Source organism: Blastococcus haudaquaticus (genome assembly GCF_900230285.1).
Classification (GTDB): Bacteria; Actinomycetota; Actinomycetes; order Mycobacteriales; family Geodermatophilaceae; genus Blastococcus_B; species Blastococcus_B haudaquaticus.
The window spans coordinates 378,700-394,783 of the sequence record NZ_OCNK01000001.1; the positions used below are offsets into that span (position 1 = coordinate 378,700).

Consider the following 16,084-nt stretch of genomic DNA (forward strand, 5'->3'; position numbering starts at 1 on the left):
ACCGGGCGACCACCGGACCGGTCAGAGCCGGCCGTACAGCTCCCACATCCGCCGGGCGGTCGTGTCCCAGGAGAAGTCGGCCGCCCGTGCCGTGCCTCGGGCCGCGAGCGAGCTCCGCAGGCCGGCGTCGTCGACCACGCGGTGGATGGCCTCGGCCAGGGCACCCACCTCACCGACGGGAGTGAGCAGCGTCGCGCCGCCCCCGACCTCGGCCAGCGCGGGGTCGTCGGAGGAGACGACCGCCGTGCCGGCGGTCATCGCCTCGAGCACGGGGAGGCCGAAACCCTCGGCCCGGCTCGGCGCCACCAGGGCGGTCGCCCTCCGCAGGACCACCGCCAGGTCGGCGTCGGCGAGCCGGCCCAGGCTGCGCACGCGACCGGGCGGCAGCCCGGCCCGGGCGGCCAGCGCGTCCGGGGCGACGCCGCCCCACCCCGGCTGGCCGACGAGGAGCAGCGGCACGTCCGGGCCCGCGGGGTGGGCCAGTGCCTCGATCAGGACGTCGAGGCCCTTCCGGGGTTCCAGGGTCGCCAGGCTCAGCAGGAAGGGTTCCTCGGGCAGACCCAGGCGACGGGCGCGCTCCGCCGCGTCGTCCGGCTCGGCGAGACGACCGCTGGCCCCGAGGTGGGCCACCTCGATCGGCGCCCTCGGCTGCAGGTAGCGGGCCAGGTCGTCGGCGACCGCGTGGGTCGGGACGACGATCGCGTCCGCGTGCCGGGCCGCACGCTCGGCCATCGCCCGATGCCACCGCACGCCCCGCGCGGTGAGGGTCTCCGGATGCGTCCACGGCACCGCGTCGTGCACGGTGACCACCAGCGCCCCCCGGCGGACGGGCGGGAGCAGCAGGGTCGGCGCGTGCACCACGTCGGCACCCGTCGGCCGCGGGCCGACCCCCCGCTCCCAGGCGGCCACGAGCGCGCGGCGCGGCAGCGGGAGCCGACGAGGCCCCGACACCCCCGGCAGCCGGGCGGCGGCGGTCCGGCGGTGCCAGGCCGTCCACCCGGTGACCGCCGCCCCATCCGGGGCCGTGGTGGCGAGGGCCCCGGCCAGCTCGGTCGAGTACCGGCCCGTCCCCGCGGGAACGGGCGCGAGCACCTGCTCCAGCAGGACCGCTACGCGCACGTCCCCGTCACTGCGCCAGCTCGGTGGCCCGGCGGATGCCGCCGGCCACCTGGTCGTAGAGCTCGTGGAAGCGCGGGTCGAGCGCCTCCCGCGGCGGGAGCTGGGACTTGCCCTGCTCGGTGGGCTCGCGGGTGCCGGTGGTCAGCGCGTGGACGAGCCAGAGCACCGACACGAGGTCGCCGTCGAAGTCCGTCGACGACGTGTCGGCGTAGTCGATCAACCGCGCCGTGGTGCCGTCCCAGAGGATGTTCCACGAGCGCACGTCGTTGTGGAACAGGCCCTCGCCGTGCAGCTCGCGCAGCGCCGCGAGGATCTCGCCGACGATGGCGTCGATCTGCTCCGCGGGCAGCGGCGCACCGGTCTCGAGCAGGTCGCCCGCGACACGGCCGTAGACCACGGTGGCGACGTCCCCGGAGACCTCGTAGTCGATCAGCCGCGGGGCCCGCGAGAGGTGCTGGATGCCGATCAGCGCGGAGATCTCGTGCGTGATGAGACGGGCGTTGGCCGAGGTCCGCTCCGCCAGCCGGTACTGCTTGATGAAGACGCCGTCGCCCCACATGTAGCGGCGGCTCTCGTGGTCCACCACCGCGGCCGAGCCCGGGTATGCCTCCGCCCTGCTGCTCGTGACCGCGTACTCGCGGTCGTTGACCGAGACACGCTCCTTCCGGCTGACCACGTACAGCGGACGCGCCTTGTCGGACAGGTGCGTCCCGAACATGCCCAGCTGCACGATCTCCACCTCGTCGCGCACCAGCGCGAAGATGTCGAGCTCGTCCTCGGGAAGGCTGGCGTCCCAGAACAGGTCGGGGTCCTCGCCCTTGCGGGCCAGCTCCAGCACGAGCACGGGCACCCGCTGCAGCAGGTCGCGCATCAGCACCTGCGTCTGCTCGAGGCCCTGGTGGTAGACGACGTGGTGCAGGACGCTGAGCAACGTCACGACGTCGAACTGCCCGGGGCCGATCGTGGCCACGCTGTCGGCGTCGAACAGCTGGGTGCGGATGCGGCTCGGGACGCCGTTCAGCTCACCGATCAGCTGCGCGACCTCGGCGTTCGCCGGGTTGCCCTCCCAGCCCTCGGTGACCATGCCCCGGTCGGCGAACCAGTAGCAGACGAAGCCCAGGGAGGAGCCCACGTCCAGGAGGCGCTTGCCGCGCACCCGGCCGCCGAAGTGGTTCTCGATCGCCCGGCACCGGTCCACGCTGTCGCGGGCCGGCTCGGCGATCACGCCGGGCAGGCCGTAGGCGGGCTGGTAGGGCTCGACCTGGGCGGCGAGCGACCGCAGCTTCTGCAGGCGGAAGTCGAACTGCTGGAAGTGGTTGACCCGCAGGTCGACCTGGCGCACCAGCTCGCTCAGCCCGGACAGGTCCTCGTCGATCCGGTCGAGCCGGTCAGGGAGCCCCTGGAGGTTCTGGACGCCATCGATCGCTTCCGGCGCCAGCCGGGCGATCGCCGCTCGAAGCTGCTTGCGCATGCGTGTGGTCCCTTTCGCTGCTGTGCGCGTGTTCGGAGTGGGGCGCCGTTCGCGGCGCACCCCGTGGGGGGCTGGGCCTCAGGCCGTCGAGCCGCGGTCGGAGGAAGGGTCCGCCGGCGCCGGCGCGCCGGCCCCGTTCCCGCCGGTGCCGGGCCGGACCGCGCCTTCCACGGCGGCCAGGCGCTGCTCGAGCGTGTCGAGGCTGGCCACCACCGCCTGCTGCAGCAGCAGTTCGTGGTGGACGACCGGGTCGACCTCCCACGAGATCAGCCGACGGACGGCGCGCTTGAGCTGGGACACGCCGGGCCGCAGCGAGGTCGCGGGCGGGCGGGAGAAGGGCGGCAGCCGCCGCACCGGCAGGGTCGCCGTACCGGGCGTCGGCGCGGTCTCGCGGGCGACCGCGGCGCCCGGCGTCGCGCCGGCGAACGCCACCTCGCCGCCACGCACCAGCCGGGCCCGCTCGCGCACCTGCGACTGCACGGCGGTGAACAGGTCGTCGCCGTCGAGGTTCCAGGCGCGTTCCTCGGCAGCCGAGTCGTCCACGCCGAGCACCTGCCGCATGGCGGCCGCCAGGCCGGCGTCGTCGTCGACCAGCGTCACGAGCCGGTCACCGGCCTGCTCGGCCAGGCCGCCCACCCGGGTCGCGATGACCGGCCGCTCGTAGAGCGCCGCGCGCTCCATCACACCGGAGGACCAGATGTGCCGGTAGGGCAGGACGACGGCGTCGGACGCGACGATCCACCGGTCGAAGAGCTCGTCGGAGATGTAGCCGGCGTGCAGGGACGCCCCCGGCGTCGCGGCGCACAACCTGTCCAGCTCGTTGAGGTAGGCGACGAAGTCCGGCTCGTCCAGGCGGGTGGACCCGACGATGTCGAGTCGGGCCCCGTGGGCGGCGAGCCCGGAGAAGGCGTGCACCGCGCGGTCGAAGCCCTTGTGCTCCTGGATGAAGCCGATGCACAGGAAGACCGTGCTGTCGGGGTCGATGCCCAGCGAGGCGCGGGCCTCCTCCCGGGTGGCCGCGGACCGGCGGACGAAGGCCTCGCCGTGCTGGGCGAGGTGGGCCATGGCCGGATCGACGGGCACCACCTCGAGGAAGCGGTCGCGCTCGGTCTCGCTGTGGAAGAACAGCGCCGTCGCGCTGCGGAAGAGGAGGCGGCTGGCCTGGGCGCGCACCCCGCCGCCGCGGGCGTCCTCGTACTCGAACTCGTGGACCCACACCTCGACCTGGGGGGCGATCTTGAACGCCACGGCCAGCGCCGCGTCCACCGCCGCCCGGTGCGTGGGGTCGCTGGAGCGGTAGAAGAACGCCGGGTGCCACTGCAGGACGATCTTGTCGTAGGCCCGGACGCGACGGGCGAGGGCAGCCCCGAAGCGGGGGCCGGCCTGGAAGTCGAGGTGGTGGTGGGCGGCGGAGGGCTCCGGCGACAGCACCTCCACCTGGTGCCCCTGGCGCTCGAGGTGGGCCACGGCCTGGGCCGCGTACGTCGCGATCCCGTCCCGCTTCGGCGGGTAGGGCGACACCATCAGGATGCGCATCAGCCGGCCACCTCGACAGCCGGGGCGGCGGTCGCCGCAGCGGCGGGAGCCGGCGCGGTCGTCCACGAGGTCAGGGACTGCTCGACCCGGGTCAGCACGTCCTCCCACTGGTAGTGGTCGAGCACGTAGCGGCGACCCGAGGCGCCCAGCCGCTCGGCCGCCTCGGGGTGCGCGGCGAGGAACACCAGGGCCTCCTCGAACTCGTACCGGTCGTCGTAGACGATGCCGGCCCGGCTCCGCTCGATGTGGTACCGGACGACGCCGCCCTGCCCGACGCCGACGACGGGGGTCTCGGCGAGCCAGGACTCCATGATCGTCCGGGAGAACGCCTCGTACCGGCTCGGCTGGACGTAGGCCGTGGCCGCCGCGTAGGCGTCGTTGCGGTCCTCCTCGGAGAGGAAGCCGAGGTCGTGCACCCGGTCGGCCACCGACGCCGGCGGGTTGACGTCACCGGCGCCCATCGTCACCAGGTGGAAGGGCAGCCCCCGGGCCACGACCGAGCGCGCGAACATCTCGAGCAGCTCGTCCCAGCCCTTGGCCCCTTCGCGGCGGCCCGCGTAGAGCAGGAACGGCTCGGTGATCCCGAACTTCTGACGGAATCGCTCGGGGTCGTAGCCCTCGGGCACCTCGACGCCGCAGCCGACGACGTCGTGCGGGGCCAGCTGCGGGAAGATCGAGTGCGCCAGCTCGTGCTCGGGCTCGGTCTGCAGGAACAGGCCGGCGACGCCGCTCAGGACCGGCGCGAAGATGCTCTGGTAGGCGTAGGGCTCGTCGTGCAGGCAGGTCCAGAGCACGGAACGGGTCGGGTGCACCTGGCTGCAGGCCACCGAGGGCCAGAAGAGGTAGGGCCCGAAGACGATGGCCCGGTACTCCTCGCCGCGGGTGAGCAGGTGCTGGTAGAGCCCGGGGATGCGCACGTCGTCGTTGAGCCAGCGCTCCTGCTCGACCAGCGGGATCTGCTCGCCGCCGAACATGCGCATGCCGATCTCGTCGCGGTCCCGCCCGGCGGTGGACTTGACCGCCTCGAAGCGACGGACGGTGAGCCCGTCCTCCACCGCGACACCGACCGGCAGCTCGTTCTTCCAGGTGAAGTAGTCCAGCGCCGCCGTGGTCAGGACCTCGACCTCCCAGCCCCGGTCCTGCAGACCCATCGCCAGGTGGCGGAGCACGATCTCCGCGCCGCCGATGATGTCGGGCCCGAATCGAGCCGGGACGAAGGCGATCTTGCCCGTCCGGTCCACAGGGGGCTGCACGTCGGATGCACTCCTCGCAGTCGTGTCGGGCCCGGTGTTCCCCGGGTCCCTGGAATCGGTCATCGGGGGCCGGTCATCGGGTCTCGGCAGTCGCGGCGCGGGCCGCCCCGGCCTCGACCGGGCGCACCTGCACCTGGGCCGGCATCCGCACCAGCCCGTCCTGCCACTCGGAATCGACGATCTTGAAGTTCTTGATCCGCGCGGCCCGGGCGTAGTGCGGTCCGTTGACGCCGTGCGCGGCCAGGCTGACGTGGTAGCCGCCGTCGATCAACGGGATCGATCCGTAGCTGAAGGAGACCCGCCGGGAACCCTCGATCGGCTCGAGCTGCAGGTTCATCAGGTGCGTGTTGGACGCGTAGCAGTTCTGGTCCATGTGGTTCTCGATCTTGATGCCCACGGCCCAGTCGGTCACCCGCCGGTCGGAGGTGACGGTGCACTCCACCCCGAACGGTTCGCCCGGGCTGAAGGTGTCCTTCGGCTGCCCGGCGCCGTCGGTGATGACCACGTCGGAGATCCGCATCGGGGTGTAGGTCGCCGCACCGGTCACCGTGTCGTCCGCGCGGGCGGCGGCCTGCTCGGCCTCCACCTCGGCCTCCTCGTTCCACGCGTCCCGGATCATGCGGATCGCCTGCGTGGGGGCGCCGTCGTACTGCATGACGCCGTGGTCGAGCAGGACGGCTCGCGAGCAGAGGTCGCGCACGAGGTCGAGGGCGTGGGTGACGAAGATGATCGTGCGCCCCTCGCGCATGAACGACCGGATCTTGTCCAGGCACTTGCGCTGGAACGCCTCGTCGCCGACCGCGAGGACCTCGTCGATCAGCAGGATCTCGGGGTCGACGTGCACCGCGACGGAGAAGGCCAGCCGCACGTACATGCCGGACGAGTAGAACTTGACCTGGGTGTCGAGGAACTCCTCGATCCCGGAGAAGTCCACGATGCTGTCGAAGTACTTGTCCGTGTCGGCCCGGGACAGGCCCAGGATGGACGCGTTCAGGTAGACGTTCTCGCGACCGGTCAGGTCACCGTGGAAGCCGGCCCCGAGCTCCAGGAGGGCCGCGAGCCGGCCGCGCCGCTCCACGTACCCGTCGGTCGGGCTCAGGATGCCCCCGATGACCTTGAGCAGGGTCGACTTGCCGGACCCGTTGTGGCCGATCAGGCCCATCGACGTCCCGGCCGCGATCTCCAGGTCGATGTCGCGCAACGCCCAGAACTCGGACTTGTTCTGCTTGGTCGTGCGCGCGTTGATCAGCCGCTCCTTGAGCGACTTGTTGGCGTTGATGGCGAACTTCTTGCTGACATCCGAGACGCGGATGACGGTGGTCATGGGTCAGAGCTCCTGGGCGAAGTCGCCCTGTGCGCGGGCGAAGTAGCGTTGCGCCAGCCAGAGGGCCCCGAGGCCGATCACCAGGAACACTCCGAGGCGGGCCCACAGGTTGGCGTCGAGCGTGTACTCCGGCCCCATCGTGTAGAAGGCCCGCTGGAATGCCGCGATGACGTTGAGCATCGGGTTGGCGAGGTAGATCTCGAGCAGCAGGCTGTGCCCGTTCTCGGTGAAGTTCTTGATGGGCAGCACGACCGGGTAGACGATCGGCACGAGCCAGAACAGCAGCAGCGTCACGATCTCGATGAGGTGCTGCAGGTCGCGGAAGTAGACCGTCGCGGCGGCCAGGAAGAGCCCCATCGCCAGGCCCCACACCAGGCAGACCGCCAGGGCGAGCGGCACCAGGGCCAGGTCGCTGGTGACGGCGACCCGGTTGTCGGTGAGGACGGCGGTGATCCCGATCGCGCCGATGAGCACGATCATCTGCAGGAAGAAGTTCACCAGCGCCGCGCCGACGACCGAGAGCGGGAAGATCTCGCGGGGGAAGTACGTCTTCTTCAGCAGCCCGCCGTTGCCGACGATGGAGCCGGTGCAGCCGCCGAGGATGTCGGTGAACAACCCCCAGACCACCAGGCCCGAGAAGATGAAGACGGCGTAGGCCGGCTGCTGGTTGCCCAGGAAGATCGTGAACGCCAGGTAGTAGATGACCAGCTGGGCCATCGGCCGGACCAGGGTCCAGAAGAAGCCGAGGACGCTGTCCTTGTACTTGACCTTCAGTTCCTTGCGGACCAGCTGCCCGAGGAGCTCGCGGTAGCGCAGGATGTCGACCAGGTCGGTGAAGGACCCCCGGAAGAAGCTCCGCGGCGGGTTGACCCGTTCCATGGGGAGGGACTCGACCGCCTCCGCCCGGTTGATCGCCGGCGGTTCGCGGAACGCATCGGTCGCATCGCCGCCGGTACCCCGCACGTCGGTGCCCGTACTTGACATGGTCGTTCCATCCTCATCGCTGACGTCGCTTCAGGGTAGGCGAGCCGCGCTGCACGCATGCTCCCGAGCGAAGGACCGACCAGTGGCCGGTTCGACCTCGGGCACCCGCTCGCCCCACACCCGGACACGTTCCTCGCGCACCCGCCGGGTCGTCCGGCGACTACCTCTATCGTCGGCCCCGTCATGGACGTACTCCTCGACGGCACCCCAATGCTCGGGCACCGGACCGGGATCGGACAGTACGTGACGAACCTGTACCGAACACTGCACGACCGGCCGGATGTGACCCCACGGCTATACGCCTTCACCATCCGCCACGGGAGTCGCCCCCCGGACGTGCATCCCGGTGCGTGGACCCGCCGGATCCTGCCCGCCCGGCTGCTGCAGCAGCTCTGGCTGACGCAGGACCGGCCGAGCGCCGACGTCCTCCTCCCCCGGGCCGACGTCCTGCACGCGACGAACTTCACCTCGCCCCCGAGCCGCCGGGCGCGTCGCGTCGTCACGGTGCACGACCTGGCGTTCCTCCGGCTGCCGGAGACCGTCCACCCCCAGACCCGCCGGGCCGCCGAGCTGACGATCCGCCAGGCCCGCCGGGCGGACGCCGTCCTCACGCCCAGCGCGGCGGTCGCCGCGGAGATCCAGGAGCACCTCGGCATCGCCGGCGACCGGGTCCACGTCACGCCGCTCGGCGTGGACGACGCCTGGGCGGCGGCCGCGCCGCTGGCAGCGGCGGAGCGCCGCCGTCTCGGCCTGCCCGACCGCTACCTCCTGGCCGTGGGCACCCGCGAACCGCGGAAGAATCTCGGCGCCCTGGTCGCCGCGCACCGCGCTGCCGGCACCGGGCGGGTCCCACCGCTCGTCCTCGTCGGCCCGGCCGGATGGGGGCCGGAGATCACCGCCGATCCCGGCGTGCACGTGCTCCCCTACCTCCCCGCCGAGGAGCTGCGCGGCCTGGTGGCGGGCGCCACCGCGCTGGTCTTCCCGTCCCGCTACGAGGGCTTCGGCCTGCCCGCGCTGGAGGCGATGGCCACCGGCACCCCCGTCCTCGCGAACGACATCCCGGTGCTGCGCGAGGTGCTCGGCGAGTGCGGGACGTTCGTGGACGCCGACGACCGGGACGCGCTCGTCGCCGCCCTGGAGGCGGTCGGATCGGGCCGGCTCGAGGACGGCGACGCCGAGTCCGCCCGTGCGGCCCGGCGGGAGCGGGCCCGCTCGTTCACCTGGGCCCGCTGCGCGGACGCCACCGTCGCCGCCTACCGCGCCGCCGGCGCCCCGGACTGAGGCCGACGTCGACCCGTGGGACCCGTTCGCACCGGCCGACACACCTGTCCCCGGACATGACAGGGAGCACACCGCGCCGGGTACCGTTCCCGGGAGCCACCTCCGGCCTCCGGGTGACGGGGAGAACGGGCACCGCTGCTGCGCCTCGACCACTCCCTCGGGAGTCGTCCCGGAACCGCCGGCCGTGGCCGCAGGGACACAGATGAGGGAGCCTTCGTGACGACGACACCGGTGCAGAACGTCGCGCCAGAGACGCACGCCGGCGACCAGGTCCACGCGGCCCGGGCACGCAACGGCCGACTGGAGTTCCTCGACGCGCTGCGGGGCATCGCGGCGCTCGTCGTGGCCGTCCAGCACCTCGGCGAGGTCATCTGGCCCGAGCTCGTCGTGTTCTCGCACGTGTGGTGGCGGCCGGGCGAGTTCGGCGTCCTCGTCTTCTTCATCTGCAGCGGGTTCATCATCCCGGCGTCCATGGAGCGGCGCGGGAACCTGTCGGAGTTCTGGATCGGCCGGGTGTTCCGGCTCTTCCCGCTGTACCTGTCCGTCCTGCTCCTGGCGCTGATCGCCTTCGCGACCCCGTGGGCGGCCCCGGGAGGGGACTACCGCATCGTCAGCGACTCGCTGATCAACGCGACGATGCTGCAGGTCTTCTTCGAGCGGCCGCTGGTCATCGGTGCCTCGTGGACGCTCGGCTACGAGATGGTCTTCTACCTGCTCATGACGGTGCTGTTCATGCTGGGCTGGCACCGGCGGTCGGCCGGCATCGCCATGGGCCTGGTGACCGCCGCCCTGGTGCTCGGCGGATTCCTGGTGCCGTTCTACCTCATCCAGCCGCAGATCCGGCAGTGGCCCGCGGTCGTCATCGGCCTGATCGCCCTGGCCGTGGCGATCATCGCCCCCCGGCTGGCGGGACGGCAGCGCGTGGTCGCGCTGAGCATCACCCTGCTGATCCTGATGCTGTTCCTCAACCGGCCGAACGACCTCTGGTTCTCGCTGCTGCTCCTCGCCTCGATGTTCACGGGCACGGTGCTCTACCGGTACGACATCGGGGAGCTGCCGAAGCGGACCGCCGCCGCGGTGTTCTGCTTCGCCGTCGTCGGCATCACCCTGGTCATGTACTGCTACCAGGTCGGCGCCCCGGACCCGGAGACCGGCGCGACCCCGCGCTGGTGGACCGAGGCGGGGACGTTCGTGTCGGCGTACCTGGTCTTCGGGGCACTGTTCCTGCTGCGGAGGTTCGCCTACCCCCGCGTGCTGGTCTACCTCGGCACGATCAGCTACTCCGTCTACCTGGTGCACGCCCTCGTGCTGCTGCTGCCGAACCCGCCGCTGCCCGACGTGCCCGCGTTCGCCGTCCTGCTGGGCGCCACGCTCGTCCTCTCGGTGCTGACCTACCACTTCATCGAGAAGCCGGGGCAGCTCGTCGGCCGTCGGATGATCGCGCTCTACCGCGAGCGACAGGGCGGCCGGGCGGCAGCAGTGCCGCCCGCGAAGCCCTCGGGAGAGCCACCGGCCGAGGAGCGGGCTCGGACCGCCGCGGCCCCGGGTCCCGAGGTCACCGACCAACCCGCCGACAACACGGCGTCGACCGCACGCTGAGCCGTCGGGCGAGCGTCCTCCCGCCCTCCCCGGGGAGCTCCCAGCGCCTGGCTGCGACGGGCCGACGGACGACGACGGTCCCCTGGCTCACGGCGACCTGCGCCGCACCCTCCCAGCGCCTGACCCCTGGGTGCCCGTGCGGCGTCACGGGGGCGGGCGGGACCGCGCACCGGCCCACCGCTGGTGGTCGACCAGCGCCACCACGGACCGGCGGGCAGCGACGGCGGCGGTGAGTAGGCCGCCCGGTGCGCGACTCCGCCGGGCGGCGCCGCCGAGGGGACGCGAGCGTTCCTGCCCCCGGGCGCACCGCTGCACGTCGCCGACCCCGCCGTCGGCCGACCGGTCACGTGCCGGGGACGCACCAGCGCCGGGCGCCGAACGCCTCGCTGACGGGACCTGCCGGTGGGGCCCCCGGTCACCTGGACCGGGGGCCCGACCGGATCAGGTGTAGGTGATGGTGGTGGTGTTGGTGGCGGCGGTCCAGGTGATCCGGCCGCCCTGGAAGTCCGCCCGCACGCCACCGGGAACGGCGTACTCACCGCTGGTGGGCAGCCCCAGCCGCGACCACTCCGCGCCGACCGAGTCGTAGGCGGCACCGACCGCGCCGTAGACCACCTGCACGCCCGTGCCCGCCGAGGAGAACACCTTGCCCCGGGCGAACACCTGGAACGTCCCGGCACCGGTACCCAGCCGCGTCTCGTCGATGATCGGCAGACCCAGCCCGCTCACCCCGCCCCAGGCCGTCCACCGCCGGCCGATGTCACCGGCCACCAGGAACGCCTGCGCCGACCCGTTGGGCTGGTAGATCCCCGCACCCGACGCGAACGCCACGAACTGGCCACGCCCGTCCGACGTCGCCCGCTGCACCGCCACCGGCAGCCCCAGCGACGAACCCAGCCCACCGGCCGCCGACCACCGGGCACCGATCGGCCCGGTCAGCGCCACCGCACCCGAGGACGCCGTCCACACCACCGTGCCGCCGGTGAACTCCACGTACCAGCCACCACCGGACGTCGGCGCCTCGTCATGAAGCGGCAGACCCAGCACCCCACGCGCCCCGCCCCGGGCCAGCCACACATCCCGGATACCACCCAGGACCAGCCGCGTCCCCGACGACGTCCACACCAGGGTGTACCCCCGGGAGAAGTCCTGGGTGAACGCGCCACCAGGCACGCCCACCTCACCGGTGGTGGGCAGCCCCAACCGGGACGCCCCACCGGCAGCAGCCCACGCCTGAGCCAGCCCGCCCCGCAGATCGAAGGCACCCGTCGCCTCCGACCAGTACACCTCCCCGCGCTGGAACGTCTGCTTCCACGCACCGGCCACCCCCGCCACCGGCACCTCACCACCGGTCGGGTAACCCAGACCCCACTCCGCGTTCGTCCTCAACCACCGATCCCGGATCGCGCCCCGCATCACCTGCGCCCCGGTCCCCGGCGACCAGTAGATCGACGTGCCCCGCGTGAAGTGGTTGAACGCACCCCCCGCGCCGGCCTGCCCCTCATCGGTGGACGGCACCCCCAGCACCTCAGCACCACCGGACGCCAGGAACACCCGCAGGATCTCCCCCCGCACCACCCGCACATCCGTCGCGCCCGACCAGTACAACCGCCCGTTCGCATACTCCCGGAACGAGAACCCGGCCCCCCACCGCTCGCCACCCACCGGCGCACCCAACGACTGCCGCAACCCCGCATCCGAGGCATACCGGGCGTCGATGGCCGAGAGCGGCACGTCGAAGGAGAACCAGTTGCTCTTCAGGGCTCCGGCGGAACGGATCTGGTTGCCGGTGACGGTGACCGCGGTCGCCCCTCCGCCGGAGGCCACGCCCCGCAGCACCACCTTCAGCACCCTGCCGCCCCACTCGCCGCGCCCGTCCCGATCGGTGATCTCGAGGGAACGCAACGTCCCCACGGCGGGGAACGCTGCCTGCAGCTCGCCCGCGGTGATCGTGTCCGACCAGCGGTGCGCGCTCGAGGAGACGATGCCGTCCCACGGGTCCTGCCGGGCCAGCGTGTACGACGTGCCGCCGTCGGCGGTCCATCCCCCGTTGGACGAGGAGAACTCCGCGTTGATGGTCGCTGCGCCACTGCGCCGGACGACGTTGTTCGTCGCGTCGATGGCCGCGTTGGTGGCGGGCTCCTCCGAGAGCGTGAGCCTGCCGTTGACCCAGGTGCGCGCACCGCCGTAGACCTGGCAGGCCGTCGTGTCGCAGATGTCCCACATCTGACCCGCGGGCTTCCGCTCGATCTTGTACAGCGCGTAGGTGCGGGCGGCGATGCTCTGCGCCTGCAGTGCCGCGGCCGGCCAGGAGGCCGGCATCTCCCGCGGCACCACCCCGCGCAGGTAGTCCTGGAACGACAGGGCGTTCACGGTGGCCAGACCGCCACCGTCCGCGATCCCGATCAGCGAGCCCCGGAACCCACGCACGTCGCCGGGGCGGAACATGCGCACGATCTCCGGGCCGGAGAACTGCAGGGGGCCCTCGGTGATCTGCCGTCCCGCGAAGGTGAATGCCTGCCACGAGCCGTCGGCCACCTGGAAGTGGACGCCGTAGCCGACGGACCTGCCGGCGGAGTCGTACGCGCGCACGATCCGCCAGGCCGCCGGACCCGCGGGCAGCCCGGTGGTCGTCCCGTGCTTCAGGTCCTGCACGACCAGACCGGCGTCGGGCAGGACCGTCAGGGGGCCGTCGGAGGTGGTGATCCGCACCTTGACGCCCCACGGGGCATTGGACTGGCTGGTCGTCCCGGCGTAGTAGAAGTCCAGGATCTGCCCGGCCGACGCGCCGGTCGTGGCCGCTCCGTAGGCGCCGTACTGGGACATGCCACGCCCGTGGCCGTAGCCGTGGCCCACCAGGGGGATGACCCCGCCGGCCGGCACGACGGCCTTGTCCGACGCCGCCTGCGCCTCGGGCGACCGCACGACCGTGGTCGCCAGGGCGGCCGTGGTCAGGAACATGACGAGGCCGGCGGTCCCCCACCGTCGCCAGGGACGCGACCCGGCCTTCCCGGAGACGCTCACGTGTAGCTGATGGTGGTGGTGTTGGTGGCGGCGGTCCAGGTGATCCGGCCGCCCTGGAAGTCCGCCCGCACGCCACCGGGAACGGCGTACTCACCGCTGGTGGGCAGCCCCAGCCGCGACCACTCCGCGCCGACCGAGTCGTAGGCGGCACCGACCGCGCCGTAGACCACCTGCACGCCCGTGCCCGCCGAGGAGAACACCTTGCCCCGGGCGAACACCTGGAACGTCCCGGCACCGGTACCCAGCCGCGTCTCGTCGATGATCGGCAGACCCAGCCCGCTCACCCCGCCCCAGGCCGTCCACCGCCGGCCGATGTCACCGGCCACCAGGAACGCCTGCGCCGACCCGTTGGGCTGGTAGATCCCCGCACCCGACGCGAACGCCACGAACTGGCCACGCCCGTCCGACGTCGCCCGCTGCACCGCCACCGGCAGCCCCAGCGACGAACCCAGCCCACCGGCCGCCGACCACCGGGCACCGATCGGCCCGGTCAGCGCCACCGCACCCGAGGACGCCGTCCACACCACCGTGCCGCCGGTGAACTCCACGTACCAGCCACCACCGGACGTCGGCGCCTCGTCATGAAGCGGCAGACCCAGCACCCCACGCGCCCCGCCCCGGGCCAGCCACACATCCCGGATACCACCCAGGACCAGCCGCGTCCCCGACGACGTCCACACCAGGGTGTACCCCCGGGAGAAGTCCTGGGTGAACGCGCCACCAGGCACGCCCACCTCACCGGTGGTGGGCAGCCCCAACCGGGACGCCCCACCGGCAGCAGCCCACGCCTGAGCCAGCCCGCCCCGCAGATCGAAGGCACCCGTCGCCTCCGACCAGTACACCTCCCCGCGCTGGAACGTCTGCTTCCACGCACCGGCCACCCCCGCCACCGGCACCTCACCACCGGTCGGGTAACCCAGACCCCACTCCGCGTTCGTCCTCAACCACCGATCCCGGATCGCGCCCCGCATCACCTGCGCCCCGGTCCCCGGCGACCAGTAGATCGACGTGCCCCGCGTGAAGTGGTTGAACGCACCCCCCGCGCCGGCCTGCCCCTCATCGGTGGACGGCACCCCCAGCACCTCAGCACCACCGGACGCCAGGAACACCCGCAGGATCTCCCCCCGCACCACCCGCACATCCGTCGCGCCCGACCAGTACAACCGCCCGTTCGCATACTCCCGGAACGAGAACCCGGCCCCCCACCGCTCGCCACCCACCGGCGCACCCAACGACTGCCGCAACCCCGCATCCGAGGCATACCGCCGCTCGATCGCGGACATCCCGCCGTCCACCTGGGCGGTGACGCGGCTGCGGATGTCGTCCATGCGGCTGAAGGCGTACTTCCCCGGACAGGCGGTGGAACCGACGTCGCGGTGGGCGAAGACCGTCGGCAGGTTGACGACGACGCCGGCCGCGTAGCGGGAGGTCCCGCCACCGCCGGAGGTCAGGTTCGTCCGCCCGCGGGGGTCCACGCCGTAGAGGGAGAGCTTCCAGGCGATGATGTCGGCGACTGCGTCGAGCATGCCCTGCGGCGGGACCGCGGTCTCGTAGTTGCCGAGCATCGAGACGCCGAAGGTGCCGGTGTTGAAGCCTCCGGCGTGAGCGCCGATGACCGTGCTGGCGAGCCCGCCGAAGCGGCCCTCCCACAGGCGTCCGTACTTGTCGGCGATCACGTTGTAGCCGATGTCGCCCCAGCCGCGGCTGACCGTGTGGTACCGGTAGATGGACCGCATGATCGCCGGGACGTCGTCGGCGGTGTAGTTGTTGCTGTCCGCGGTGTGGTGGATCGTCGCGGCCTTGATCGTCGGCGCGTACTGCGGGGCCCAGGTGCGGATGCGCTCGTCCGCCCCCCACTGCGCCCGCGAGAAGACCGGCGGCAGCGCGAGCGCGGCGTCGGCGGTGTCCTGGATGTCCGGGGTCTCGAGGTGGGCGTCGGCCACGCTCTCGCCCGGGTCGACCAGGTCGAGCTTGACGTCGGTGGGAGCGGCGCCCGACCGCGTCACCAGCTCGACCTCGACGCCGGTGCTCGGGCCGGTCCACAGCGGCGACGTGCCACCCCGCGTCTCCTGACCGGAGTCGGCGTTCTGCTCGGCGTCCTCGACGCCGACCGTGGTCCACTCGCCCCAGGCGCCGTCGGCGCTCCGGGCGCGCACCTGCACCAGGGTGTCGACGACGGCCGGGTCGTGGGCCCAGGTCACGCCGACCAGGGAGAACTCGGTGTCGAGCTCCTGGACGGCGAGGACGGGTGCCTGGTCGGGAACACCCTGGACAGCGGCGGTGGTGCCCTCCTGGACGGCGGCAGCCTCTTCCGGCGCGGCCACCGACCCCAGCGGGATCTCCTCGGCCGCGGTCGTCACCGGCTCGGCCTCGGGCGTGGGCTCGGCGTAGACCGGCAGGACGAGGATCGTCCCGGACATGGCGAGAAAGGCGATGGAGCCCGCAAGGGTGCGGCGCACGGAAATCCTCCGGTAGAACGGTTCGCGTCGGTGC

The 16,084-nt window shown here is 72.5% G+C and carries 10 protein-coding genes; 2 read left to right on the forward strand and 8 right to left on the reverse strand.

Annotation, left to right across the window (positions count from 1 at the left end):
- Positions 1-21: 21 nt before the first annotated feature.
- The 6 genes from CRP30_RS01845 to CRP30_RS01870 form a co-directional block, all read right to left on the reverse strand.
- Positions 22-1,119, reverse strand: coding sequence for a glycosyltransferase family 4 protein (locus tag CRP30_RS01845; protein WP_097182262.1), 1,098 nt, complete (start codon positions 1,117-1,119; stop codon positions 22-24).
- A gap of 7 nt (positions 1,120-1,126) precedes the next feature.
- Positions 1,127-2,590 (reverse strand): phosphotransferase, encoded by a 1,464-nt coding sequence (locus tag CRP30_RS01850; protein ID WP_097182263.1) that lies wholly within the window; start codon positions 2,588-2,590, stop codon positions 1,127-1,129.
- Between the two features lie 78 nt (positions 2,591-2,668).
- Positions 2,669-4,126 (reverse strand): glycosyltransferase family 4 protein, encoded by a 1,458-nt coding sequence (locus tag CRP30_RS01855; protein ID WP_143278383.1) that lies wholly within the window; start codon positions 4,124-4,126, stop codon positions 2,669-2,671.
- Complete coding sequence (locus CRP30_RS01860; RefSeq protein WP_143278384.1) at positions 4,126-5,379, reverse strand: glycosyltransferase family 4 protein; 1,254 nt, start codon at positions 5,377-5,379, stop codon at positions 4,126-4,128. Before CRP30_RS01860 ends, CRP30_RS01855 begins: the two co-directional genes overlap by 1 nt.
- Positions 5,380-5,452: 73 nt before the next feature.
- Positions 5,453-6,703, reverse strand: a complete 1,251-nt coding sequence (locus CRP30_RS01865; RefSeq protein WP_097182266.1) for an ABC transporter ATP-binding protein — start codon at positions 6,701-6,703, stop codon at positions 5,453-5,455.
- Between the two features lie 3 nt (positions 6,704-6,706).
- Positions 6,707-7,687, reverse strand: coding sequence for an ABC transporter permease (locus CRP30_RS01870; protein WP_097182267.1), 981 nt, complete (start codon positions 7,685-7,687; stop codon positions 6,707-6,709).
- Between the two features lie 210 nt (positions 7,688-7,897).
- Between CRP30_RS01870 and CRP30_RS01875 the strand changes: the two genes are divergently transcribed.
- Together CRP30_RS01875 and CRP30_RS01880 are read left to right on the forward strand one after the other, a co-directional pair.
- Positions 7,898-8,968 carry a glycosyltransferase family 4 protein gene (locus tag CRP30_RS01875; RefSeq protein ID WP_235003216.1) on the forward strand — a complete coding sequence of 357 codons (1,071 nt, stop codon included), beginning with the start codon at positions 7,898-7,900 and terminating at the stop codon, positions 8,966-8,968.
- Between the two features lie 216 nt (positions 8,969-9,184).
- Complete coding sequence (locus CRP30_RS01880) at positions 9,185-10,567, forward strand: acyltransferase family protein (protein WP_159961483.1); 1,383 nt, start codon at positions 9,185-9,187, stop codon at positions 10,565-10,567.
- Positions 10,568-11,008: 441 nt separating this feature from the next.
- Here CRP30_RS01880 and CRP30_RS01885 read toward each other — a convergent pair whose 3' ends face one another.
- Positions 11,009-13,591: a SpoIID/LytB domain-containing protein gene (locus CRP30_RS01885; protein WP_097182270.1), complete on the reverse strand. Its 2,583-nt coding sequence runs from the start codon at positions 13,589-13,591 to the stop codon at positions 11,009-11,011.
- A complete protein-coding gene (locus CRP30_RS01890; protein ID WP_097182271.1) occupies positions 13,588-16,050 on the reverse strand; it encodes an N-acetylmuramoyl-L-alanine amidase in 2,463 nt (820 codons plus the stop codon). Before CRP30_RS01890 ends, CRP30_RS01885 begins: the two co-directional genes overlap by 4 nt.
- Positions 16,051-16,084 lie beyond the last annotated feature (34 nt).

Bases quoted from the DNA above. Each gene is read 5' to 3' on its own strand.
- CRP30_RS01850 (WP_097182263.1), bottom strand. From the start codon at position 2,590: ATGCGCAAGCAGCTTCGAGCGGCGATCGCCCGGCTGGCGCCGGAAGCG.
- CRP30_RS01855 (WP_143278383.1), bottom strand. From the start codon at position 4,126: ATGCGCATCCTGATGGTGTCGCCCTACCCGCCGAAGCGGGACGGGATC.
- CRP30_RS01865 (WP_097182266.1), bottom strand. From the start codon at position 6,703: ATGACCACCGTCATCCGCGTCTCGGATGTCAGCAAGAAGTTCGCCATC.
- CRP30_RS01870 (WP_097182267.1), bottom strand. From the start codon at position 7,687: ATGTCAAGTACGGGCACCGACGTGCGGGGTACCGGCGGCGATGCGACC.
- CRP30_RS01875 (WP_235003216.1), top strand. From the start codon at position 7,898: ATGCTCGGGCACCGGACCGGGATCGGACAGTACGTGACGAACCTGTAC.